Genomic DNA, 21,751 nt, shown 5'->3' on the forward strand with positions numbered 1-21,751 from the left:
CGCTAGGCCGGGCCGAGGCACCGTGACAGGGATGTTCGCTCCCGGCGTACGGACGGGATGGTCCTGCGCGGCCACGACCTACGGCATCATTCTCGGCATGCGGCCGCAGGTCGTCGCCCACCGCGGCGCCAGTCACGAGATCGCCGAGCACACCCTGGGCGCGTATCTCCGCGCACTCGACGCCGGTGCCGGCGGGCTGGAGTGCGACGTACGGCTGACCGCCGACGGCCATCTGGTCTGCGTGCACGACCGCGACCTGCGTCGGACGGCGAGCACCCGCGGGCTGGTGTCGACGATGGACCTCGCCGAGCTCAACGAGCTGGACTTCTCCGCGTGGAAGAACCCGTGGGCCGACCTCGACGACGAGGCACCGGACCGCGACGAGGACCTCGGCAAGGTGCTCACCCTCCGCAAGCTGCTGGAGACGGTCGCCGACTACGACCGGCGGGTCGAGGTGGCGATCGAGACCAAGCACCCCACCCGGTTCGGCGGGCTGGTCGAGAAGCGGCTGGTCGAGATGCTGCGCGACTTCGGCTGGGAGACACCCGGGTCGCCGGTGCGGGTGATGAGCTTCTCGTTCACCGCGCTGCAACGCGTGGAGCGGCTGGCGCCCGACGTCGCGCGGGTGCAGCTCATCGACAAGCCGGCGGCGTGGCCGATGCTGCGGCGCGTCGTCGGCAGCGACACGATCATGGGACCGGGCATCAACCTGCTGCGCGAGCACCCGCGGATCGTGGAGAGCATGCGCCGCGGTGACCGGCCGGTCCACGTCTGGACGGTCAACACCGAGCCCGACCTGGACCTGTGCCTGAAGATGGGCGTGCGGGCCGTGATCACCGACCGGCCGGCGTACATCCTCGACCTGCTCGACGGCCGGGGTGAAGTGGCCGGATAGGGCTGCCGATAGGTTCTGGGGCCATGGCCAAGAAGAACCGTGCGAAGACGCGCGCCGCCGAGACCACCGCGCCCGGAGAGGTCGGGCCGCGCCAGCCCTGCCCGTGCGGCTCCGGCAAGCGCTACAAGGCGTGTCACGGCGCCCCGGGCGGCGGCACCGTGTTCGTGAAGCGCCCGTTCGACGGCCTCGCGTCCGAGTGCGACCTGGTCGCGATGCGGGAGCTGGTGCCGGCCGCGTCTGCGGCGCTGCCGCTGACCGGGGAGTACGCCGACCGCGCCGTCCGGGTCTGCACGCTGCTCCCGATGGCCGCCCCTGCCATGGTCCGGGAGAGTGGCGAGGTCTGGCTCGGCCTCCAGGTCCAGCACAGCTTCGGCGACCCCTCGCGCGACCTCGCTGCCGTGCTGCTCGCGGCGCTCGACGCCGAGCCCGGCACGCCCATGGTCGGGCTCACCGAGTCGCCCGGCCAGGGCCCACGGCTGCAGGACCTCGTCGCCGACGAGCCGCTGCAGATCGAGGTGCACGAAGGCTTCGACTTCTGGGTGTCCGACGTCGAGGACTCCCCGGAGCTGGCCGAGGCGCTCGAGCAGGCGCAGGGCGCCACGTCACCGACCGCCCGTCTGGCATCGGTCGCGTCGGCGTACTGGACCCTTCTCGGCGACAAGGAGTTCCTGCGCTGGGTGATGCCCGAGCCCGAGGACGACCTGCTGGACGCGTTCGCGCGGCTGCACGTCGCCGGGGAGGACCGCGTCGTCGACGGCGCCCGCCTCATCGGCATGTTCCGCGCCCACGGCGTCGTCGCGCCGGTCTGGGAGCTCCCGCCGGGCACCGGCGTCGAAGGAGTCGAGGACGCGGCCGCGGAGCTGCGCGCCCGGCTCGACCAGGCGCTCGCCGACGACGCCGAGCTCACGACCGAGGAGCGCTCGGCCCGGGCCGGCCTCGCGAACCGTCAGGTCACGATTCGCTGAACCTCGCTGAGCCCGGCTCAGTCCCTCGGCTGGAGCGCCCAGGTGTGCAGACGGGAGTAGCCCTTCACCGACACCCGGCGCACCCGGCGGAGGCGGTACGGCAACCCGTCGGTGTGCTCGCGATCGGCATCGTCGGTGTCTTCGCTGTCGGAGCCGGTCAGCGCGGCGTACATCCCGCGGTCGATGAGGACCGTGCCCGGCCGCGCGACGCTGGTGAGGCGAGCAGCGATGTTGACGACCGGCCCGAACACGTCGCCGAGGCGGGTGACCACCTCGCCGTACGCCACTCCCGCGCGGACCGCCGGGAACTCGTCGTCGGGGTCGGCCCCGCGCCGGGTCAGCTCCGACGCGATCGCGGCGGCCTCCTCGGCGGTGTCGGCGACGATCAGGACCTCGTCGCCGATGTTCTTGATGATCCGGCCGTTGTGCTCGATCACGGTGTCGAGGGCGGCGGTCTCGAACGCCTCCAGCCAGCCGACGAGCTCGCGGTCGGAGAGGGTCCGCGAGCGTGACGTGTAGCCGACTATGTCGACGAAGCAGACCGCCCGGTTGCTCGCGCGGTCACCATTGCCGGCGACCGCCAGCATCCGGGACGCCGCGTTCAGCACGTGCCGCCGCCAGATGAACGACTGCAGGTCCTCGACCTTCGGCATCACCTCGTCGGCGAGGGCCAGGATGCCGTCGGCCGGGTCGATCCCTGTGTCCAGCGCGGTCTCGGCCAGCAGGCTGACCTGCCACTCGGCCAGGCGGGCGAAGCTGCGGCCCAGCGTCCGGACCAGCCCGTCCTGGCTGTCCTGGGTGATGATGCCGAGGTTGATCAGGGCCTGGGTGTTCTTGAGGGCCTGGACGTCACTGTCGGTGAACGCCCGCTCCTCGGGCTCGGCGTGGGCGAAGCCGAGCAGGTGCCAGAGCTCGCGGGCGGCTTCGAGCGACATGCCCGCCTGCTCGGCCACCTCTACCTGCGTGAGTGCGGGCCGCTCTCCCAGCAGACGCTCCTCGAGAGCGTCGAGCACACCCGGGCCGGCCGACGGTGCGATGGCCGGTTCGGCCGGCGATTCGGGTGCGATCATGTTCAGCTGACGCGGGACTGTGCGACCTCGACCAGGGCCTGGTGGAAGGACGGCATCTCGGCGTCGAGCTTGAGCAGCGTCTCGTCGGTGAGGTGGATCGTGTCGAGCTCGGTCAGCGCGACGATGGTCGCGTTGCGCAGCTTGTGGCCCATGATCGCGGCCTCGCCGACGATGTCACCGGCGCCGAGCTGCGCGATCTCGCTGCCGTCGACCCGAACGGAGACAGTGCCGTCGAGGATGATGTAGGCCTTGTCCGCGGGGGTGTCCTTCCAGATCGGGGACCAGCCCTCCGGAAGGTGCACGCGGCGTCCGACGCCGCTGATCTTTGCGACCTCTTTGGGAGTGAAGTGCTCGAAGAACGTTGCCATGCTGACCCTTTCGGTGCGGTCTCCCCATGAGCGCGGCACCCGCGCTTGGAGTGACCTTATCCGTAACGTGGCGTCAGGGGAGGGGGTCACGCGCGATGGGACAGCTCATGCATCGGGGCCCACCGCGTCCCGACCCCAGCTCGGAGCCGGCGATCCGGATCACCTCGATGCCCGTGTCCTCGAGGCGGCTGTTGGTGCCGTCGTTGCGTTCGTAGGCGACCGCCAGCCGCGGCGCCAGGGCCAGTGTGTTGTTGCCGTCGTCCCACTGCTCCCGCTCCGCCGTCACCGGGTCGAGGCCCGTGTCGATCTGGTGCAGCGTGTCGAGCTGCATCGCCTTGGCGGCCGCGACGAGGAACGGCTCGGGCGAGGCGACCTCCAGCTCGATATGGGTCGGGTGGGTGTCCGCCCGGCGGGTGACGGCGTACGCCGTGAGCGTGTCGGCGACGTTGGGGTACATCACCACCTTGTCGACGTCGACCATCGTGCACACCGTGTCCAGGTGCATCGTCGCCCGCTCCTGGGCGATCGGTACGGCGAGCACGGTCTCCGCCAGCCCCGACTCGAAGACCTGGCGCGCGAACCGCTCGGCGCCCGCGGGCGTCGTACGTTCTCCCACGCCGACGGCGATCACGCCCGGCGACAGCAGGAGCACGTCGCCGCCCTCGACGTGCTCGAAGTGGTGGCCGAGGATCCGCGGACTGGCCGCGAACCGCGGGTGGTGGCGGTAGATCAGCTCGGTCAGCTGGGTCTCGCGCTTGCGGGCCGGCATCGCGAGGGACGTGATGGCGACCCGGTCGCGCACCCAGACCGAGGAGTCACGGGTGAACAGCAGGTTCGGCAGCGGGTCGACGAGGAAGTCGTCGAACGCCAGCAGCGTCGTCACCAGCCCGAAGCCGCCGCGCACCTCGTCGTTGCGGATGCCGGCGGTGAGGTAGACCGAGAGCTCCTCCGGGGTGGCGTCACCGAGGAACCCGCGCAGGTAGACCCGGAGCGTCTCGCCGAGGTCGAGATCGGTCAGCGCCGTCTCGATCGCGATGTCCCTGGCCTCGGGGTCGGCGAGGGTCTCCGTCAGCAGCTCGGTGAGGTAGACGACCTCGACCTCGCGCTCGCGCAGCGCGTCGGCGAACGCGTCGTGCTCGTCCTGCGCGCGGGCCACCCACGGCACGCCGTCGAAGAGCAGCCGGTCGTTGTTGCGGGGCGTGAGCCGCTGGAGCTCGAGGCCCGGGCGGTGCAGCATCACCGTGCGGAGCCGACCCACCTCGCTGTCGACGCCGGGGTTCCCAGGGTTCTCGGTCATGCGGGCACCTTAATGGATTGTCAGACAATCTTCGTGGTCGGCGACGCGGGACGTCATACGTCTCGCACCGCCCGCGGTGCCCACCGTATGACGTCCGCGGTCATTCAGTCGCGCGCTTCGAGGCGCGCCTCGAGTGACGCGACCTGCTGCTTGAGGTCGTCGAGCGAGGCGAGGATGGCCGCGGTCGACTCGTCGAGGACCTGCTCCACCTCCTCTTCCTCGACCTCGGTACGCCGCTCCCCACTGCTCGACGCGCGTCACGTCAGCCCCGGAACGGGTCGGCGGGGTAGACGCCCAGGATCTTGACGTCGGTGGTGAAGAACGCCAGCTCCTCGAGCGCCCGCTTGAGGCCGGCGTCGTCGGGGTGGCCGTCGACCTCGGCGAGGAACTGGGTCGCGGCGAACTCGCCGCCGACCATGTAGCTCTCGAGCTTGGTCATGTTGATGCCGTTGGTGGCGAAGCCCCCGAGCGCCTTGTAGAGCGCGGCCGGGAGGTTGCGGACGTTGAAGACGAAGGTCGTGACGACCGGCCCGTTGTCGCGGGGGGCGGCGACGAAGTCGCGGGAGAGTACGACGAACCGCGTGGTGTTGTGCTCCTCGTCCTCGATGTCGTCGCGGAGGATCTCGAGTCCGTAGATGTCGGCGGCGAGCGGCGGCGCGATCGCGGCCTGGGTGGGGTCGGCAGCCTCGGCGACCTCGCGGGCGGCGCCGGCGGTGTCGCCGGAGATGAGCGGCGTGAGACCGAGCTCGCGGATCACCTTGCGGCACTGGCCCAGCGCGTGCACGTGGCTGTGCACCGTGCGGATGGTGTCGAAGGTCGCTCCGGGCGCCGCCATCAGCGAGAACTCGATGCGCAGGAAGTGCTCCGCCACGATGTGGAGGTCGGACTCCGGCAGGAAGTGGTGGATGTCGGCCACCCGGCCGGCGATCGAGTTGTCGATCGGGATCATCGCCAGGTCGGCGTCGCCGCTGGTCACGGCCGCGAACACGTCCTCGAACGAGGCGCAGGGCACCGACTCCCAGTCCGGGTAGTGCTGCTTGCACACGAGGTGGGAGTTCGCGCCAGGTTCCCCCTGGTAGGCGATGCGAGCCATGCGGCAAGGGTAATGGCGGGTCGCACCGGCCTGCCGCCGCGGCTTCGCCCGTGACACCGCCTAGTTTCTGGAGGGTGCCCACCGTGCTCGCGAGCATCGCCATCTTCGTCGCCCTTCTCGCCCTGGTCGTGGCGTTCCTGACCTATCTCCGGGTGCGGCCGACGGCCGAGGGTGAGCTCCCGGCCGACGTACTCGGCCTGCGCAAGGAGGTGGCCGCGCTCCGCAAGGAGGCTGCAGGCGCGCTGCGGCACCTCGCGGTCGTCCGGTACGACGCGTTCGAGGAGATGGGCGGCCGGCTCTCGTGGTCGCTCGCGCTCCTCGACGACGCGGGCGACGGCGTCGTGCTCACGTCGATCCGCGGCCGCAACGAGGCCCGCACCTACACGAAGTCCGTCACCTCGTGGCGCAGCGACCAGGAGCTGTCACCCGAGGAGACCGAGGCGATCACCCACGCCAAGCCCTGACGTAGGTCGGGGGGCGTTGGCTCAGCGGGGCACGCGGACCAACAGGCGGCCGTGGATGCACTCCATGTGCAGCTCCTTGCCCGGCCCGATCGTGTCGCCGTCGAGCTGGCGGGGCACCTCGAGTGACGCACGGACGACGACGGTCCGGCCGGTGAAGCGGGCGACGGACTCGCCGGCGCGCTCCTCGCGCCGACTGAGCACCCGGACGACGAGCGGGATCCAGCTGAGGAACCGGCGGGGGTAGAGCAGGACGACGTCGAGCTGCCCGTCGTCGATGGCCGCGTTGGGGATCAGGTTCATGCCGCCCTGCAGGCTGCCGACGTTGCCGACGACGCAGGTCCGGGCCCGGTGCTTGGTGAACGGGCCGCCGTCGACCGACACCTCGAGCTTCATGGTCGGGAACATCAGCGCCTTGAGCGCGGAGAGCACGTAGGCCAGCCAGCCGACCTTCTTCTTGATCTCCTCGTTGACGCCCTCCATGATCGCGGCGTCGAAGCCCATCCCGGCCATCACCATGAAGTGGGTGTCCTCGATGCCGTCGCCCGTGGCCTTGACCATGTCGATGGCGCGGTCCTGGCCGTTGATGGCGATGTCGATCGCGGCGCGGATGAAGAGCGGGATGTCGAGGTTGCGGGCGAGCAGGTTGCCGGTGCCCGCCGGCACGATGCCGACGGGGATCCCGGTGCCCGCCAGCTCGGCGCACACCTCCCGCACGGTGCCGTCGCCGCCACAGACGATGACGAGGTCGGCGCCGTCGATCGACGCCTGCTCGGCCTGGCCGGTGCCGGAGTCCTCGACGGTGGTGAAGTACCACCGCGGCTCCTTCCAGCCGGAGTCGAGGGCCATCTGGTTGACGATCGACTGGAACTGCGCGACGTCCTCGACCTTGATCGGGTTGAGGATGACCGCGAGGTCGTTGGTCGACGGGATGGCTTGCGGCAGCGGCAGCGCCTTGGCGGCGTGGCTGCGGGGGAGCGGGTTGTAGAGCGCGACCCCGAGCAGAACCAGCCCCGCGCCGAGCAGGACGCCGCCGGCGAGGTCGGTCCAGTAGTGCCGGCCGAGCAGGATCCGGTCCGCGCAGGCGAGGAGTACGACGGCGACCAGCCCGGCCGCGATCAGCTGCCGGATGTTGGCGCGCCGGACCAGCATCACGACGAGCACCAGCGCCAGGCCGGCGAGGGCGGTGACCTGCGAGGCGTGGCCGGACGGGAACGCGCGGCTGTCGAGCAGGCCCAGGTCGCTCTGCCAGAGCGGCCGGTCGCGCCCGACCAGCAGCTTGACGCCCTGGGTCAGGGCGATCGTTGCCGTCATGACGGCGAGGATCAGGGTGCCGGCGCGGCGGTGGTGCTTGGCGTACATCACGCCGGCGAGGACGAGCGAGTAGACCACGACCGGCAGCAGGTCGAGGGCGATCTCGACCACGCGGAGCGTGTTGTGCAGGCCGTCGCTGTCGTCGGCCCACCGGCGCAGGTCCCGCCCGGAGTCGTCGAGGTCGACGAGCCACGCCCAGTCCAGCGAGACACCCACCGCGAGCACCCCGAACAGGAGCAGGCAGGCGATCCCGAAGATCAGGGGAGTCTGACGAGGGCGGTCCAGCACGCCCGTGAGGCTAAGGCATCCGCCCGCTAACGTCGTACTCGTGAGTAGGGATCCGAGCTCCTCGTCGAGCCCGCCGTTGCGCCGCCTGGGCAGCTCCGGTCTGGTCGTCTCCGCCGTCGGCCTGGGGTGCAACAACCTCGGCCGACCCGGGACGGCGACCGAGTCGCAGGAGGGCACCGACCGCGTGGTCGGCGCCGCCCTGGACGCCGGGATCACGCTGTTCGACGTCGCCGACACCTACGGGGCCCGTCGCGGGCTCTCCGAGGAGCGATTGGGCGACGCGCTGAGCAGCCGGCGCGACCAGGTCGTGGTCGCGACCAAGTTCGGCATGGACATGCACGGGGTCAACGGTCCGGACTTCGGCGCCCGCGGCAGCCGGCGGTACGTCGTCACCGCCGTCGAGTCGTCGCTGCGGCGGCTCGGCACCGACTGGATCGACCTCTACCAGTTCCACACGCCCGACCCGGCGACCCCGATCGACGAGACGCTCAGCGCGCTCGACGACCTGGTGCGCGCCGGCAAGGTCCGCTACGTCGGCCACTCGAACCGGGCCGGCTGGCAGATCGCCGAGGCGGAGTACGTCGCCCGCGAGCTCGGCGTCGAGCGGTTCGTGTCGAGCCAGAACCAGTACAACCTGATCGACCGGCGGGCCGAGCTCGAGGTGCTGCCGGCGTGCCAGGCGTACGGCGTCGGCGTGCTGCCGTACTTCCCGCTCGCCAACGGGCTCCTGACCGGCAAGTACGCCGCCGGCACTGCCCCCGAGGGCACCCGCTTGGGCAAGACCCGCCAGCACCTGCTCGAGGTCGCGACGTCGCCGGAGCTCCGTCGCTACGCCGAGTTCGCCGCATCGCGCGGGGTCAGCGAGGTCACCGTCGCGATCGGCTGGCTGCTGGCCCAGCAGCCGGTGGCCAGCGTGATCGCCGGGGCCACCAGTGCGGAGCAGGTGGCGGCCAACGCCGCGGCCGGGTCCTGGGTGCCCCGGGCCGAGGATCTCGCCGAGCTCGACTCCATCTTTCCGCCACCCGAGCCGATCGCGCCGTACTGAGCCCAATCGAGTTGGATGCCCCCTCGGGGCTCCCGATAGCCTCAGCCCCATGATCGACCCGCGCATCCTCCGCGACGAGCCCGACCGCGTCCGTGCCGCCCAGGCCAAGCGCGGGCTGTCCGTCGAGGTGGTCGACCGCGCGCTCGCCGCCGACACCGCACGCCGTACCGCGATCGCGACGTTCGAGGCGAAGCGGGCCGAGCAGAAGGCCCTCGGCGCGAAGATCCCGAGGGCCGCGCCCGAGGAGAAGCAGCAGCTGCTCGCGCAGACCAAGACGCTCGCCGCGGAGGTCAAGGACGCCGAGGCCGCGCGGGTCGCCGCCGAGGAGGAGTGGAGCGAGATCCTCAAGACGATCCCGAACCTCGCGGCCGACGAGGCGCCGGCCGGCGGAGAGGACGACTACACCGTCATCGAGCACATCGGTACGCCGCGCGACTTTGCGGCCGAGGGCTTCGAGCCGCGCGACCACGTGGAGATCGGCCAGCTGCTCGGCGCGATCGACATCGAGCGCGGCGCCAAGGTGAGCGGCAGCCGTTTCTACTTCCTCACCGGGGTCGGCGCGCAGCTCGAGTTCGCGCTCGTCAACCTGGCGCTCGACCAGGCCCGCGCGGCCGGCTTCACGCAGGTCATCGCGCCCGCCCTGGTGCGGCCGCGGGCGATGGAGGGCACCGGGTTCCTCGGCCAGGCCGCCGACGACGTCTACCGGATCGAGGGGGAGGACCTCTACCTGGTCGGCACCTCGGAGGTCGCGATGGCGGCGTACCACTCCGACGAGATCCTCGACGCCGCCACCCTGCCCCGCCGCTACGCGGCGTTCAGCCCCTGCTTCCGCAAGGAAGCCGGCTCGCACGGCAAGGACACCCGCGGCATCATCCGGGTGCACTGGTTCGACAAGGTCGAGATGTTCGTCTACACCACGATCGAGGAGTCGTACGCCGAGCACCAGCGGCTGCTGGCGTGGGAGAAGGAGTTCCTCGACAAGCTCGAGCTCGCCTACCGGGTGATCGACACCGCCGCCGGCGACCTCGGCCTCTCGGCGATCCGGAAGTTCGACTGCGAGGCCTGGATCCCGACCCAGGGCCGTTATCGCGAGCTGACGTCGACGTCGAACTGCACCGACTTCCAGGCCCGCCGGCTCGACATCAGGGTCCGCGAGGAGGGCCAGACCAAGGCGATCGCCACCCTCAACGGCACGCTGACGGCGATCCCGCGCGCGATCGTGGCGATCCTGGAGACCCACCAGCAGGCCGACGGGTCGGTCCGGGTGCCCGAGGCGCTGCGGCCCTACCTCGGCGGTCTCGAAGAGCTCAAGCCGGTCTGATGCCGAACGGAGCCTGGCAGCCGAAGCTGGTCGCGCTCGACATCGACGGGACCCTGCTCAAGTGGGTGCAGGGAGCCGGCAAGACGCACGAGATCGTGCCGGACGCCGTGCGCGACGCCGTCCACCGGGCGATGGCCGCCGGTACGCACATCGTGCTCGCCTCGGGCCGGGCGCCGCACAGCATGACCGCCATCGCCGAGCAGCTCGGCCTGCGGGACCCGCTCACGCCCGACGGTCGACTGTGGATCGTCGCGTCCAACGGGTCGGTGCTGGTGCGGCACCCACCGATGGAGATCGTGCACGAGGAGACCTTCGACGCCGCACCGGCGGTGCACGCCGTACTCGAGCGGCACCCGGACGCCCTGGTCGCCATCGAGGAGCGGGGCGTGGGCTACCGGGTGTCGGCGCCGTTCCCCGACGGGGAGCTCGGCGGCGAGACCATCGTCACCCAGCTCGAGGACCTGGTCTCCGCTCCGGTCAGCCGTGTGATCATCCGTGACCCGAAGGCGACCGCGGAGGACTTCCTCACGATGGCGGCCGATCTCGGCCTCCACGGCACCGACTACGTCGTCGGCTGGACCGCGTGGCTCGACCTGTCGCCGGTGGGCGTGTCCAAGGCGTCGGGCCTGCGGTACGTCGCCGACGAGCTCGGCATCGGCGCCGAGGACGTGCTCGCGATCGGTGACGGGCGCAACGACATCGAGATGCTGACCTGGGCCGGTCGCGGGGTCGCGATGGGCCAGGCGGTGCAGGAGGTCCACGACGCCGCCGACCACGTCACCGGCCCCGTGGACGAGGACGGCGCCGCGGTCGAGCTGGACCGGTGGTTCGCTTGACCCCGGCCCGTCATGGCTAGGCTGGCGGGGTGATCGCGGTGCTCCGGACGACCCTCTCGATGGTGTTCGTCGTCCTCGCCTGTGCGTTCGCCGCAGCGCCCGCCACTGCCGCGCCGGCGCCGCCGGGGGGCATGGCCGAGTGCAACGAGCTCGACCTGGACGACCCCGCCGCGGTCCGGGCCCGAGCCGACGCCGAGGGCGTGACCGACGTGTTCGCCGGGAAGGTCCTCAAGTCCGAGGCGCGCACCAGCGTCGGCGGCGGCGAGGGCAAGGCCAGCGGCAACAACGGGTCGCCCACGGACGCGCCGCCCAACAACCCCAACACCCGGACGACCGGCTGGGAGCACACCGTCGAGGTCGACTTCCCGTTCCGGAGCGCCCTGCAGCTGGCGGACAAGGTCGTGGTCGTCACTGGGACGGTCGCCGACGAGGGCCTCGGCCGGCTGCGGACGGGCGCGACGTACCTCTTCTTCGCCTCCGGCGAGGAGGGGAAGAACCACCTCGACGCCGGGCCCTGCTCGGGCACCCGGCCACTGCCGGGCGGGCTCACCGCCGAGATCCGCGACAAGGTCAGCAGCGCTCTCGACGAGCCCGCCGGCGAGGACGTCGACTACACCCTCTCCACGCCGGACGACGGCGCCCGCTCGACGCCGTCCCTCGGGCGGCTGGCCGCCCCGGGCGCGGCGCTCGCGCTGCTGGGCGTGCTCGGCCTGCTGCTGCTCGCGCGGATCAGCCGCCGTCGTACCTGAAGTTCCGGCCCCAATTCCGCGGAATTCTGGGCCGTTTCTTCAGGTACGACGCACTCAGAGGTACATGCCGCCCGATCGACCCTCGTCCTGGGCCGGAGGCGCCGGCGGCCCGCCCGGCTGCCCCGGCTGGGCGCCCGGGGCGCCCTGCGCGTGCATGCCCGGGGGCAGCGCCTTCCGGATCTGCTCGAACTGCGCGCGGGCAGCCATCTGCTGCGCGTAGATCGCGGTCTGGATGCCGTGGAAGAGGCCCTCGAGCCATCCGACGAGCTGGGCCTGCGCGATCCGGAGCTCGGCGTCGGACGGGGTTGCGTCCTCCATGAACGGCAGCGAGAGTCGCTCCAGCTCCTCGACCAGCTCGGGCGCCAGGCCCTCCTCGAGCTCCTTGATCGACGCCTGGTGGATGTCGCGGAGTCGCTGGCGGCTCGCGTCGTCGAGGGGCGCCGCCTTCACCTCCTCGAGCAGCTGCCGGATCATGCTGCCGATCCGCATCACCTTCGCCGGCTGCTCCACGAGGTCGGTCAGTGCGCGCTCGCCCTCGTCGTCGGAGTCGCCGTCCTGGTTGGCGACGGCGCTCGCCGGCATCGACGCCACCGGCTGCCCGTCGGGGCCGATGATGACGATCTGTTGCTCAGGGGCCTCGGGAGACTGCTCGCTCATGCGCCCAACACTAATCGGCCCGCGTAGGACCGCTCAGAGGGCGAGCAGCACCTTCCCCGTGTGGGTGCTGTTCTCGACGATCCGGTGCGCCTCGGCGACCTGGTCCAGGGGGAGGACCTCGTGCACGATCGGCCGGACCTGCCCGTCGGCCACCAGCGGCCAGACGTGCTCGACGACGGAGGCGCAGATCGCGGCCTTGCCCTCGACCGGCCGCGACCGGAGGGTGGTGGCGATGACCGCGCCGCGCTTCGCGAGCAGCCGGCCGAGGTCGAGCTCGGCCTTGGCGCCGCCCTGCAGGCCGATGACGACGAGCCGGCCCTCGTCGGCGAGCACGGACACGTTGCGCTCGAGGTACTTCGCGCCCATGTTGTCGAGCACGACATCGGCGCCCCGCCCGTCGGTGTGCGCGCGGACCACGTCGACGAAGTCCTCGTCGCGGTAGCTGATCGCGACCTCGGCGCCCAGCGACCGGCACAGCTCGAGCTTCTCCGCGCTCCCGGCCGTGGTGAACACCCGGGCGCCGAGTGCCGCCGCCAGCTGGATCGCCATCGTCCCGATGCCGCCGGCGCCGCCGTGCACGAGGAACACGTCGCCCTGCTGCAGGCCCGCCACCATGAAGACGTTCGACCAGACCGTGCAGGCGACCTCGGGCAGTGCCGCGGCGGTGACGACGTCGATGCCGTCGGGCAGCGGCATCACCTGCCCCGCCGGTACGACGACGCGGCTGGCGTAGCCGCCACCGGCCAGGAGGGCGCACACCGGTGTCCCGACGGTCCAGCCGGTCACGCCCGCACCGACCGCCGCGATCGTGCCGCTGCACTCGAGCCCGATCACGCCGGACGCACCCGACGGCGGCGGGTAGAACCCTCTCCGCTGCAGCAGGTCCGCCCGGTTGACCGCCGTGGCGGCGACGTCGATGAGCACCTCGCCCGGCCCCGGCTCCGGATCCGGCAGCTCGCTGATGGTCAGGACCTCAGGCCCACCGGGCTCGGTGACGGTGACAGCACGCATGTGCCCCATCCTGCCGACCCGGCCCCACCGTCAGACCAGAAGGTCCTCTTCTTCCTCTGCGTCGACGTCCTCGTCGATCTCCTCGTCGATCTCGTCGAGGTGGGTCAGCTCCTCGGCGACCTCCTCATCGGCCTCGGCGTCGCGGTCCTCGGCGGCAGCGGCGCCCGCCGGGCGGTCCCAGGCCTCCGCCAGGGCCTGCACCTTGGCCGCCATCCGCTCGACCGCTTCCGGGTTGGACTCGTTGGCGCCGGTGGCCACGCCGAGCAGGTAGGCAGTGACTGGCCCGGCGGCCGGGTGCACGTTGTCGTGCGCGACCTCGGCGAGGTCGCCGAGCAGGCTCTCGTCAGCCTCGCTGTCGATATCGAGGAGGTCGCACAGCTCATCGATCCAGTCGTGGAGGTTCACCATCCCAGGGTGACTTTGCAGACGCCCCGTGACAAGACCCGGACCGGGGCGAATCAGACCTCGGGCTCGTCGGCCAGATCCCGCAGATCTGTCCACGAGTCGATATCGCGGTGCTCGTGGCCCAGTGCGGGGACCGAGACGAGATCCAGCGCGTCGAGGAGGCTCGACACCGGGCGGCCGTGCCGCGCCTCGCGGTCCGGCTCCACCTCGGCGAGTCGGGCACTGTCGACGACGAAGGCGAGCTGGCGGCGGAGGTCGGGGTCGACCAGCACCGCGCCGTCGTGCCCGACCGCCGCATCGTGGAGACGCCGGATCGTCGTGGCGGTGATGAACGGCATGTCGACGGCGAGGACGGCCAGCCAGGGGAACGACCGGAGCAGCGAGTCGCGGCCGGTCAGCAGACCGGCCACCGGGCCGCCGTACTGCGGGTCCTCGACGACGAATGTCACCGGGCGGTCCGTCGGCACCGGCTGTCCGACGACGACCACCTCCGCCGCGTCGATCACCGCGTCGAGCGTGTGCTCGAGCAGGCTCCGGCCGCGGATCTCGATGGTCGCCTTGTCGGCGCCACCGAGACGGGTGGCCTGGCCGCCGGCGAGGACGATGGCGGCGAAGCTGGTCAGGCCGGGCTCAATCACCCCTGGAGTCTCGCAAACGCCACCCCTCGCCGGAAGCGTGGCGCGACGGGGGAGACTGAGGGCGTGAGCCACACCACCTTGCGGCTGGCCCTTGTCCAGGCGGCGTCCGGCCTCGACCCCACGGAGAACCGCGAGGCTCTCGACCGGCTCGCACCCGGCGGGCACGACCTGGTGGTCTTCCCGGAGGCGTTCGCCCGCGACTTCGGCGAGGCGGGCTCCGACGTCAGTCCGTACGCCGAGCCGCTCGACGGCCCGTTCGCGACCGAGCTGGCCGGCGTCGCGCAGGCGCGGGCGACCACCGTGGTCGCCGGCATGTTCGAGCAGAGCACAGACCCGGAGCGGCCGTTCAACACCCTCGTCGTGCGCGGCGCCGCCCAGGCGTCGTACCGCAAGGTGCACCTTTACGACTCCTTCGGCTACCGCGAGTCCGACCGGCTCATGGCCGGGCCGATCGCGCCGGTCGTGGTGGAGGTCGGTGGCTGGCAGGTCGGGCTGATGACCTGCTACGACCTGCGCTTCCCCGAGTTCACGCGCAGGTTGGTGGATGCGGGGGCCGAGGTCATCGTGGTCCCGGCCGCCTGGGTCGCCGGGCCGCGCAAGGTCCACCACTGGCGGACGCTGCTGACCGCCCGTGCCATCGAGAACACCGTCTACGTCGCCGCGGTCGGACAGCCGGCGCCGCGCTACACGGGCCACTCGATGGTGGTCGACCCGCTCGGCGAGGTCGTCGCCGAGGCCGGGCCGGGCGACGAGGGCGAGCCGGTCGTCGTCACCGCAGAGGTCGACCGTGCGACGCTCGACTCCGCTCGGGTCACCAACCCGTCGCTGGCCAACCGTCGCCTTTAGCCATGGCCTAGGGTGGGCCGCCGTGTCCCGAACCGCCACCCGCGCCGCCCAGCGGCCCGCTCTGACCGGGCTGCGGCAACGGGTCGCCAGCGTCGCGGCCTCGCCGCTCCCGCTGGTGGCCTGGGCCGCGCTGGTGCTCGGCGGGACCGCGCTGCTCGTCTGCGCGATGGTGCCGGTCGGGCCGGACTGGCTGGGCATCACCGGGTCGGTGACGATCGGGGCGACGTACGCCTGGGCGCTTGCGGCACGGACCGGCGGCCGGCCGGTGATCTTCGGGACGCTCGCGCTGGCGATGGGGCTGATGGCCGCGTGGGTCGACCAGGACCTGCTCTCGACCGGCGCGTCGGTGCTGGTGACCGTGGTCGCCGCCGTCCTCGGGGTGATGGCAACGGTCCCCGCGAAGACGTTCCCCGCGTCGGTCCGTGAGTGCTTGATCGGGATGGGCCTGGCTGCGGTCGGGGCGATGGCGGCGGTCGGGTTCGAGCCGGCGATCGACGTCACGCGGTTCGAGTACCTCGGCCTCGGGCTGGCGCTGATCGGCGCCGAGATCCTCGTCTTCCGGCTCGGCGCCGGACTGCACGGGCTCGGCCGGCGGGGCGTCGCGGTCGTGGCGATCGGCGCCGCGCTCCTGCTGCTGACCCTGCTGTACGCCGAACTGCTGCGCCGTTACGGATCCACCGTGCTGGTCGACTGGCTGCTCGCCCGGGTCGACTGGAGCCGGGAGCACCTCGGGGCCTTCCCGCGCCCGATCTTCGCCGTGCTCGGCGTGCCCGCGCTCGCCTACGGCTGCCACATGCGGGCCCGGCGCCGGCAGGGCTGGTGGGTTTGCGCGTTCGGCGTGGCCGCGACGTCCCCGGTCGCCACGTCGCTCGGCAACCCGGCGGTGGCGCTGAGCGAGGTGGCGCTGTCCGCCGGCTACGGGCTGCTCGTGGGCCTGGTGCTCGCGTACCTCATCATCCGGCTCGACCTGGCGCTGGCCGGCAACGCCGGGCGCCGCAGCCGGAGGGCGGAGGAGGCGGCCGCCGTACGACCGGAGCCGCGCCGTACGGCGGCGCTCCTGTAGGTGCTGGCGCCGCTTTCCCGGCACCCCGGTGTCGGACTACCAGGAGGTAACCCTTAGCGTCGCCACCATGCGCAGCCAGCCGTCGGAGATCAGGGCCGAGATGGTGGCAAACGTGCTCTCCGTCGACGTGGCCGTCGGCGACACGGTCGCCGCCGGGGAGGCCGTGCTGCTGCTCGAGTCCATGAAGATGGAGATCCCGGTGATCGCCGAGACCGGCGGGGTCGTGCAGGCGATCAAGGTCGACGTCGGCGACGTCGTCCAAGAGGGCGACCTGCTCGTCCAGCTCGGCTGACCCAGGCCGTGTCCGTGCTGGTGCAGGAGCGGTTGGCCGAGCGCGAGGCCGAGAAGCCCGAGTAGGGCTCAGGTCCGCGGCTACTGGCGTCGCTGAACCTCCTCCCTGACGGCCGACGCGCCGACGTACGCCAGGCACGACCCGGCGACGACGGCGACGAGCGTGGGCGCCGGAATCGCGAAGGTCGGCCGGGGGAAGTCACCTGCCGCGTGTTGGAGCCACGCGAAGGAGATGGGGAGCAGGGGCACCCAGTACCAGGGACCGGTCAGGGCCACGGTTCCGGCGGCGAGCGAGAGCGCCGCGAGGACGTACGCCGCGACCATCCTCCCGTCCGGCGACAACAGGCAGTAGCCGGCGACCGCGCCCGCTCCGGCGTACGCGAGCGCCAGCCGGGCGAGTGCGATCACCACGGGCGACCGCGTCGCGTGCCGGGTGAGATCGGGCGAGCGGTCGACCAGGGGCTCGGCCATGGTGAGTGCGACCAGCGCGGGCACGAGGGCCCAGCCGTTGAGGCGGTCGGGGAACGTCGGAAGCAGGAACTGGTCGGTCGCCGTGGTCTCGATCAGGAGGACGGCCGCGCCGATCAGGAGGCCGACGCGGCCGACGCCCCACGCCTGGAGTGCGGCGGTCACTGCGGCAGCCGCAGGGCGTTGAGCCGGCAGTCGCTGAGCGCGTCGTACGTCGTCCGCACCCACGGGTGCTGGTCCTCCGCCGGCAGGGCCCACCAATCGGCAAGACCACCCTCGGTCGGCGCGGACGCCTGTCCGTCCTGGACCAGGATCCAGTGGGTCAGCACCCGGTCGATCGTGAACACGACCTCGGGGAGGTCCTCCGGCGAGTCGCTGGAGTAGGCCGGGCAGTCCGCAGGCTGCGCAAGCGACCGTGCGGCGGTCTCGTCGGTCACCGTGGCGCCGAGCTCCTCGTCCGCGAACAGCCGGACGGAGCCCTCGTCGAGGTTGGAGTCGCCGGGGAGCTTCTGCACGAACCTCGCGGGCAACGCGACGCCCGCCGCCACCAGTGGGCCGGCGAGACGCTGCATCCGCGCGGCGAGGTCGTCGAGCGGCCGGGTGGTCTCCTCGAGCATGCAGACCGTCGGCTGCCCGTCCCGGCACTCGTACTCGACGCTCGACGACACGTAGCGCTCGTCGCTGTCGCTGTGGAGCCGGAACAGCGCGGGGATGGCAGCAGCGACCAGCACCGCGCACATCCCGCGATGGACGGTCGACGAGGTGCGGAACAGGTCCCAGTGGGACAGCGCCATCACGGCGACGCCCAGTCCGAGCGCCGCCACGGCCTGTGCGGCGATCGGGTGGATGGCGAAGGTCTCGGCGGACAGCGAGCCGCTCGTGCCGCCGGTGCGGAAGACGCCGGGAACGACGCCGACGCTCGAGAGGATGAAGAGGGTGAAGACCGACACAGCGGCCCACGGTGCCGCCCAGTAGTGCCCGATCCGGCTCCCCATCATGGCGCCGATCGACACCTCGGCACCGAGGACGGCGAGCGCCGGCGGGACGACCCAGAACAGCTCCGGGTAGGTGTGGGCGCCGGCGGCCCAGGCCGCCGTGGTCGTGAGCGCGCAGATGAGGAGGACCGCTGCCGAGGCGAGAGCCCAGACGCCGAGTGCCGGAGCCAGCCACCCGAGCCAGGGGCGTCTCGCCTGACTGAGCAGGTCGGGGACGCCTGACCGGCGCAGGCGGACGTAGACGACGCAGGCGATGCCGGCCGCGACCGGACCCAGCGTCGTGATGCTGAACGTGCCCTGGTCCAGGGCCTTCTTCCAGGACCCGAGCCAGGACAGGTCCCGGTCGAGGACCGGCGGCAGTCCTGCTGTGAACAACGCCGCCGCCGTGAGGAGCCGGACCCGCGCCGTGCCGAGCCACACGCCCTGCGCGCCGATCACGCGTCCGCGATCGTGGTGAGGAAGGCCAGCTCGGCCGACCGGTTCGGCCCCCCGTGCGCGGCCACGAACGACGACGTCGCGCCGTGGTAGCGCACGACCCCCTCGTGGAGGACGACGATGCTCGACGTCACGCTCGCGATGTCCTCCATCACGTGGCTGCTCATCAGGACCAGGCAGCGGGAGTCCAGGTTCGCGATGATCTCGCGGACGCCGGCCCGTTGCTCGGGGTCGAGCCCTGTCGTCGGCTCGTCGAGCAGCAGCACGCGCGGCTCGTTCACGAGTGCCGCGGCGAGTGCCAGGCGGCGCCGCATGCCGCCTGACAGCCGGCGGGTCTGCTGATGGGCGCGGTCGGCGAGTCCGACCGCCTCCACCGCTTCCGCCGACTGTGCCTTCGCCGTGCGCGAGGGGACGCGTCGCAGCCAGCACAGGTAGCCGAGCACCTGGGTGACGGTGAGCTCGCCCGGAAACTGGATCTCCTGAGGCATGTAGCCGATCGTCTGGACGACGCGCCGGCGACGCGGTCCGTACAGGTCGTCGCCGTCGACGGTAACGGTTCCGTCCTGCGGAGTGCGAGCGCCGGCGAGGGTGCGGAGCAGGGTGGTCTTGCCTGCCCCGTTGACGCCCACCAGGCCGACCGGACCGGCCGTCAGCTCGAGCTCGTCGATGGTGACGACCGGCCGGTCGAGACGGTAGGAGCACCGCACACCCGAGAGTGCGACCGTCACAGGCTGAAGGTGATGAACGGGTTGATGCTGCAGGCGTCCGGGCTCCACTCCTGGTCCTCGCAGACCTTGTAGTAGACGCGTCCCTTCTCGACACCGTCGATGTCCGCGTAGTAGTAGGCGTCGTACTGATCGACCCAGTCACCGCTGCGATCGCGTGCGCTCTGGTCGGTGCAGCACTTGCCCTGCCAGTGGTACTGGCCCTGGAAGTTCGGCCAGTAGACGTCGTAGTCGGACTGCGTGTAGACGTAGTCGCCGCCCGGCCGCGGATCCTTGTAGTTGGTGTGGTTCTTCAGACTGCCATCCTTGGTGTACGCCGTCCCGTAGGCCAGCGCCTGCTTGACGCCGCCGTCCCAGGCGACCAGGGGGTCACTCCGGGAGTTCCAGTCGTCGGATGCTGCCATGGCCGCTGGACCCGACGCCAAGAAGATCGCCGCGCCGAGCGTGCCGACAGCGAGCGGTAGGTGCTTCCTGATGGTGTGGTGCATGTCGTGCCTTTCCTCGAGGGCGGGCCGAGGGCGCCGATTTCTTGATGTGTCACTCGTTCGGAGTCCCTGAGTCGTCGCTGGTGCCGTCGCTTGCTGCGTCGATCGCCGCGGCGACCAGGCCGGCCGCTGGGAGGTCGAGCGCGATCGCCAGCTGGACCAGCTCGGCGACGGTCAGGTCGCCGTTGTCGTTGAGGCGGTGGTGCAGCGTCGACCGCGGAATGCCGGAGATCGAGCTCAGCTCGGTGAGCTTGATCTGTCTTTCCGTGACGACGCGACGGAGCTCTTGAGCGGCGGCCCGGCGGACCCGGCTCCCGAGATGTTCCGGTTGGGACACAATCGAAAGATAGTTCAGAATGAAACGGCGCGCAAGGGGGGCCTTTCACAGCCTGTTCAAATTGGGATACCGTCTGGGCATGGGACAGAAGGAGCACGCCTCCGCGCCGATCAACGTGGACACGCTCCGGTTGATCCGCGCCGGGTTCGCCGAGGCGGGCATGACGCAGGTCGAGCTGGCGCGAGAGAGCGGCATCCCGCGCAGCACCCTCGCCAACATCTTGTCGCCGACGGCCGAACCCCGGCTCATCCATGTCGAGCAGCTGGTCAAGATCGCGGTGGCCGTGGGCGCTGACGCCCGCACGTGGATGGCGGAGCTCGAGACCCGCGAGCGCGCACGCCGCGGAGACAGAGGGGACGAGCTCGCCGGTCGTCGGAGCCGGGAGCGTCCCGCACCGCCGGTCCAGAAGCGAGCCGCTCGAGGCAGGTCGGGCAAGCCGAGGGACGACAAGGGCTAAGTGCCGGTCGTCCCGCCTATCGTCTGCGCGTGATCCATCCCTGGCGCCGCCTCCGTGCCCTCGGGGACTGGGAGCTGCGCTGGCACCACCCGGACGACAGCCAGGATCGCGGTTTCACGCTGTTCGACGAGAAGGTCATCAGCCTCCGCACGAACCTGACCTGGGAGGAGCGGCGGTGCACGGTCCTCCACGAGTGCCTCCATGCCGAGCGCGGGCCGACGCTCGTCGGCGTACTGGCGGCCCGGGAGGAGCTGCGCGTACGGCGCGAGACCGCCCGGCTGCTCCTGCCGTCGATCGACGAGGTCGGCGAGGCGCTGGCGTGGGCTCTCTCTCCCGAGGAGGCCGCAGCCGAGCTGCTCGTCGATGAGGACGTGCTGCGCGACCGGCTCCGTTGGCTCGACCCGGCCGAACAGCGCATCCTGCGGTCGCGGGCGACTCTCGCGGCGTGACCGTGGGGCTCTAGAATCGTCCGCCGGGGGCTCGGTAGCTGCGAGTCCCCGAGGAGGGGTGCCGGAGTGGCCGATCGGAGTCGCCTTGAAAGCGACCGTAGGGAGACCTACCGCGGGTTCGAATCCCGCCCCCTCTGCGTGGTCAGTGCCGAAGCCTCCGATCCTGTCGACTACCGGATGTCACCGTTGGTGGTGGCCAGGTTCGTCGGCGCCTACCTGATCCTGTTCGCCGTGCTGGTCCTCGTCGGGACCCTGGTGGTCGCAGCGGCGGGCCTGGGGCCGGACCTGCTCGTCGTGCTGCTCGCGGTCGGGCTGCTCGGGCTGCTCGGGCTCGCGTGGTGGCTGCGGACGCAGGTGAGCGTCGTACGGCTGACCGAGACCGGCTACCGGGTCCGGATGGTGCGCGGCGCCGGCGTGACCGAAGCCCGGTGGAGCGAGGTCGAGGACGCCGTGGCGACCCAGCCGCAGGCGGTCGCGTGCGTCGTGTTCCGTCTCAAGGACGGTCGCTCCACCATCATCCCCGTCGACCTGCTGGCCGCTGACAAGGACGACTTCGCGCGCGACGTCCGCGACCACCTGAGCCGCGCGGCTCGCTGACGGTCCGATTCGCTGGTCGATTCGGCCGGTCCCGCTGCTGCCTTGTAACCTGTCTCCGCTGACCGGCGCGCCGGCCAGCAGGGAGGCGTCGCCTAGTCCGGTCTATGGCGCCCGCCTGCTAAGCGGGTTTGGGGCTACAACCCCATCGAGGGTTCAAATCCCTCCGCCTCCGCGTCGAACCCCCGGTGAG

At 71.5% G+C, this 21,751-nt stretch carries 27 protein-coding genes and 2 tRNA genes; 15 read left to right on the plus strand and 14 right to left on the minus strand.

Translation table 11 applies throughout. The annotated features are described in order from the left end of the window. Nucleotides 1-31: 31 nt before the first annotated feature. Entirely contained in the window at nucleotides 32-895 is an 864-nt protein-coding gene (locus tag D0Z08_RS17265; RefSeq protein ID WP_245994071.1) for a glycerophosphodiester phosphodiesterase, read from the plus strand. A 23-nt stretch (nucleotides 896-918) separates the two neighbouring features. After that, nucleotides 919-1,860, plus strand: coding sequence for a DUF5926 family protein (locus D0Z08_RS17270; RefSeq protein ID WP_118926498.1), 942 nt, complete (start codon nucleotides 919-921; stop codon nucleotides 1,858-1,860). Nucleotides 1,861-1,877: 17 nt separating this feature from the next. Here D0Z08_RS17270 and D0Z08_RS17275 read toward each other — a convergent pair whose 3' ends face one another. The 4 genes from D0Z08_RS17275 to D0Z08_RS17290 all read right to left on the minus strand — a co-directional run bounded on the left by D0Z08_RS17275 (nucleotide 1,878) and on the right by D0Z08_RS17290 (nucleotide 5,688). Next, nucleotides 1,878-2,930, minus strand: coding sequence for an adenylate/guanylate cyclase domain-containing protein (locus tag D0Z08_RS17275; RefSeq protein WP_118926499.1), 1,053 nt, complete (start codon nucleotides 2,928-2,930; stop codon nucleotides 1,878-1,880). 2 nt (nucleotides 2,931-2,932) lie between these two features. After that, on the minus strand, nucleotides 2,933-3,298 hold the full coding sequence (locus tag D0Z08_RS17280; RefSeq protein WP_118926500.1) for a Crp/Fnr family transcriptional regulator: 366 nt from the start codon (nucleotides 3,296-3,298) through the stop codon (nucleotides 2,933-2,935). 73 nt (nucleotides 3,299-3,371) lie between these two features. Next, nucleotides 3,372-4,595, minus strand: coding sequence for an arginine deiminase (locus tag D0Z08_RS17285; RefSeq protein WP_118926501.1), 1,224 nt, complete (start codon nucleotides 4,593-4,595; stop codon nucleotides 3,372-3,374). Between the two features lie 262 nt (nucleotides 4,596-4,857). Continuing rightward, nucleotides 4,858-5,688, minus strand: coding sequence for a prephenate dehydratase (locus D0Z08_RS17290; RefSeq protein WP_118926502.1), 831 nt, complete (start codon nucleotides 5,686-5,688; stop codon nucleotides 4,858-4,860). A gap of 74 nt (nucleotides 5,689-5,762) precedes the next feature. Here D0Z08_RS17290 and D0Z08_RS17295 point away from each other — a divergent pair, with 74 nt between their 5' ends. Continuing rightward, nucleotides 5,763-6,152, plus strand: a complete 390-nt coding sequence (locus tag D0Z08_RS17295; protein WP_245994072.1) for a DUF4446 family protein — start codon at nucleotides 5,763-5,765, stop codon at nucleotides 6,150-6,152. 21 nt (nucleotides 6,153-6,173) lie between these two features. Here D0Z08_RS17295 and D0Z08_RS17300 read toward each other — a convergent pair whose 3' ends face one another. Next, nucleotides 6,174-7,751 carry a bifunctional phosphatase PAP2/diacylglycerol kinase family protein gene (locus tag D0Z08_RS17300; protein ID WP_245994074.1) on the minus strand — a complete coding sequence of 526 codons (1,578 nt, stop codon included), beginning with the start codon at nucleotides 7,749-7,751 and terminating at the stop codon, nucleotides 6,174-6,176. Between the two features lie 40 nt (nucleotides 7,752-7,791). Between D0Z08_RS17300 and D0Z08_RS17305 the strand changes: the two genes are divergently transcribed. From D0Z08_RS17305 to D0Z08_RS17320, 4 genes are read left to right on the plus strand one after another with little or no spacing between them, the layout of a single operon-like run. Further along, complete coding sequence (locus D0Z08_RS17305; protein ID WP_245994076.1) at nucleotides 7,792-8,796, plus strand: aldo/keto reductase; 1,005 nt, start codon at nucleotides 7,792-7,794, stop codon at nucleotides 8,794-8,796. A gap of 49 nt (nucleotides 8,797-8,845) precedes the next feature. Beyond that, nucleotides 8,846-10,117 carry a serine--tRNA ligase gene (gene serS, locus D0Z08_RS17310; protein ID WP_118926504.1) on the plus strand — a complete coding sequence of 424 codons (1,272 nt, stop codon included), beginning with the start codon at nucleotides 8,846-8,848 and terminating at the stop codon, nucleotides 10,115-10,117. Continuing rightward, a complete protein-coding gene (locus D0Z08_RS17315) occupies nucleotides 10,117-10,953 on the plus strand; it encodes an HAD family hydrolase (RefSeq protein ID WP_118926505.1) in 837 nt (278 codons plus the stop codon). Before serS ends, D0Z08_RS17315 begins: the two co-directional genes overlap by 1 nt. A gap of 29 nt (nucleotides 10,954-10,982) precedes the next feature. Continuing rightward, nucleotides 10,983-11,702 (plus strand): hypothetical protein, encoded by a 720-nt coding sequence (locus D0Z08_RS17320; RefSeq protein WP_118926506.1) that lies wholly within the window; start codon nucleotides 10,983-10,985, stop codon nucleotides 11,700-11,702. Nucleotides 11,703-11,756: 54 nt separating this feature from the next. On the opposite strand, the gene D0Z08_RS17325 is transcribed toward D0Z08_RS17320, so the two are convergent. The 4 genes from D0Z08_RS17325 to mobA are packed head-to-tail and all read right to left on the minus strand — an operon-like array spanning nucleotide 11,757 to nucleotide 14,413. Next, nucleotides 11,757-12,359 carry a bacterial proteasome activator family protein gene (locus tag D0Z08_RS17325; RefSeq protein ID WP_118926507.1) on the minus strand — a complete coding sequence of 201 codons (603 nt, stop codon included), beginning with the start codon at nucleotides 12,357-12,359 and terminating at the stop codon, nucleotides 11,757-11,759. A 33-nt stretch (nucleotides 12,360-12,392) separates the two neighbouring features. Next, on the minus strand, nucleotides 12,393-13,370 hold the full coding sequence (locus tag D0Z08_RS17330; protein WP_118926508.1) for an NAD(P)H-quinone oxidoreductase: 978 nt from the start codon (nucleotides 13,368-13,370) through the stop codon (nucleotides 12,393-12,395). A gap of 30 nt (nucleotides 13,371-13,400) precedes the next feature. Further along, complete coding sequence (locus D0Z08_RS17335; protein WP_118926509.1) at nucleotides 13,401-13,778, minus strand: DUF6457 domain-containing protein; 378 nt, start codon at nucleotides 13,776-13,778, stop codon at nucleotides 13,401-13,403. Between the two features lie 50 nt (nucleotides 13,779-13,828). Then, a complete protein-coding gene (gene mobA / locus D0Z08_RS17340) occupies nucleotides 13,829-14,413 on the minus strand; it encodes a molybdenum cofactor guanylyltransferase (protein ID WP_245994078.1) in 585 nt (194 codons plus the stop codon). 63 nt (nucleotides 14,414-14,476) lie between these two features. On the opposite strand from mobA, the gene D0Z08_RS17345 reads away from it, so the two are divergent. The 3 genes from D0Z08_RS17345 (at nucleotide 14,477) to D0Z08_RS17355 (ending at nucleotide 16,614) form a co-directional block, all read left to right on the plus strand. Continuing rightward, nucleotides 14,477-15,259, plus strand: coding sequence for a carbon-nitrogen hydrolase family protein (locus D0Z08_RS17345; protein ID WP_118926510.1), 783 nt, complete (start codon nucleotides 14,477-14,479; stop codon nucleotides 15,257-15,259). Nucleotides 15,260-15,281: 22 nt separating this feature from the next. Then, complete coding sequence (locus tag D0Z08_RS17350; RefSeq protein WP_118926511.1) at nucleotides 15,282-16,322, plus strand: hypothetical protein; 1,041 nt, start codon at nucleotides 15,282-15,284, stop codon at nucleotides 16,320-16,322. A gap of 67 nt (nucleotides 16,323-16,389) precedes the next feature. Then, nucleotides 16,390-16,614 carry a biotin/lipoyl-binding carrier protein gene (locus D0Z08_RS17355; protein ID WP_118926512.1) on the plus strand — a complete coding sequence of 75 codons (225 nt, stop codon included), beginning with the start codon at nucleotides 16,390-16,392 and terminating at the stop codon, nucleotides 16,612-16,614. A gap of 80 nt (nucleotides 16,615-16,694) precedes the next feature. Here the strand turns inward: D0Z08_RS17355 and D0Z08_RS17360 are convergent, their stop codons facing one another. From D0Z08_RS17360 to D0Z08_RS17375, 5 genes are read right to left on the minus strand one after another with little or no spacing between them, the layout of a single operon-like run. Then, complete coding sequence (locus D0Z08_RS17360) at nucleotides 16,695-17,246, minus strand: hypothetical protein (protein WP_118926513.1); 552 nt, start codon at nucleotides 17,244-17,246, stop codon at nucleotides 16,695-16,697. Continuing rightward, nucleotides 17,243-18,514, minus strand: coding sequence for a DUF7224 domain-containing protein (locus tag D0Z08_RS17365; RefSeq protein ID WP_118926514.1), 1,272 nt, complete (start codon nucleotides 18,512-18,514; stop codon nucleotides 17,243-17,245). Before D0Z08_RS17365 ends, D0Z08_RS17360 begins: the two co-directional genes overlap by 4 nt. Further along, nucleotides 18,511-19,239 carry an ATP-binding cassette domain-containing protein gene (locus D0Z08_RS17370; RefSeq protein ID WP_182481362.1) on the minus strand — a complete coding sequence of 243 codons (729 nt, stop codon included), beginning with the start codon at nucleotides 19,237-19,239 and terminating at the stop codon, nucleotides 18,511-18,513. Before D0Z08_RS17370 ends, D0Z08_RS17365 begins: the two co-directional genes overlap by 4 nt. Beyond that, nucleotides 19,236-19,724, minus strand: coding sequence for a hypothetical protein (locus D0Z08_RS32210; protein WP_182481363.1), 489 nt, complete (start codon nucleotides 19,722-19,724; stop codon nucleotides 19,236-19,238). Before D0Z08_RS32210 ends, D0Z08_RS17370 begins: the two co-directional genes overlap by 4 nt. A 49-nt stretch (nucleotides 19,725-19,773) precedes the next feature. Continuing rightward, nucleotides 19,774-20,058, minus strand: a complete 285-nt coding sequence (locus D0Z08_RS17375) for a helix-turn-helix domain-containing protein (RefSeq protein WP_182481364.1) — start codon at nucleotides 20,056-20,058, stop codon at nucleotides 19,774-19,776. Nucleotides 20,059-20,137: 79 nt separating this feature from the next. On the opposite strand from D0Z08_RS17375, the gene D0Z08_RS17380 reads away from it, so the two are divergent. The 5 genes from D0Z08_RS17380 to D0Z08_RS17400 all read left to right on the plus strand — a co-directional run bounded on the left by D0Z08_RS17380 (nucleotide 20,138) and on the right by D0Z08_RS17400 (nucleotide 21,733). Next, nucleotides 20,138-20,515, plus strand: coding sequence for a helix-turn-helix domain-containing protein (locus D0Z08_RS17380; RefSeq protein ID WP_182481365.1), 378 nt, complete (start codon nucleotides 20,138-20,140; stop codon nucleotides 20,513-20,515). 29 nt (nucleotides 20,516-20,544) lie between these two features. Then, nucleotides 20,545-20,964, plus strand: coding sequence for a hypothetical protein (locus tag D0Z08_RS17385; RefSeq protein WP_118926518.1), 420 nt, complete (start codon nucleotides 20,545-20,547; stop codon nucleotides 20,962-20,964). A 52-nt stretch (nucleotides 20,965-21,016) separates the two neighbouring features. After that, nucleotides 21,017-21,101, plus strand: a tRNA-Ser gene (locus tag D0Z08_RS17390). 40 nt (nucleotides 21,102-21,141) lie between these two features. Further along, on the plus strand, nucleotides 21,142-21,561 hold the full coding sequence (locus tag D0Z08_RS17395) for a hypothetical protein (RefSeq protein ID WP_147381451.1): 420 nt from the start codon (nucleotides 21,142-21,144) through the stop codon (nucleotides 21,559-21,561). An 81-nt stretch (nucleotides 21,562-21,642) separates the two neighbouring features. Beyond that, a tRNA-Ser gene (locus tag D0Z08_RS17400) sits at nucleotides 21,643-21,733 on the plus strand. The last annotated feature ends 18 nt before the right edge of the window (nucleotides 21,734-21,751 follow it).

Source organism: Nocardioides immobilis (assembly GCF_003515065.1).
GTDB classification, from domain to species: domain Bacteria; phylum Actinomycetota; class Actinomycetes; order Propionibacteriales; family Nocardioidaceae; genus Nocardioides; species Nocardioides immobilis.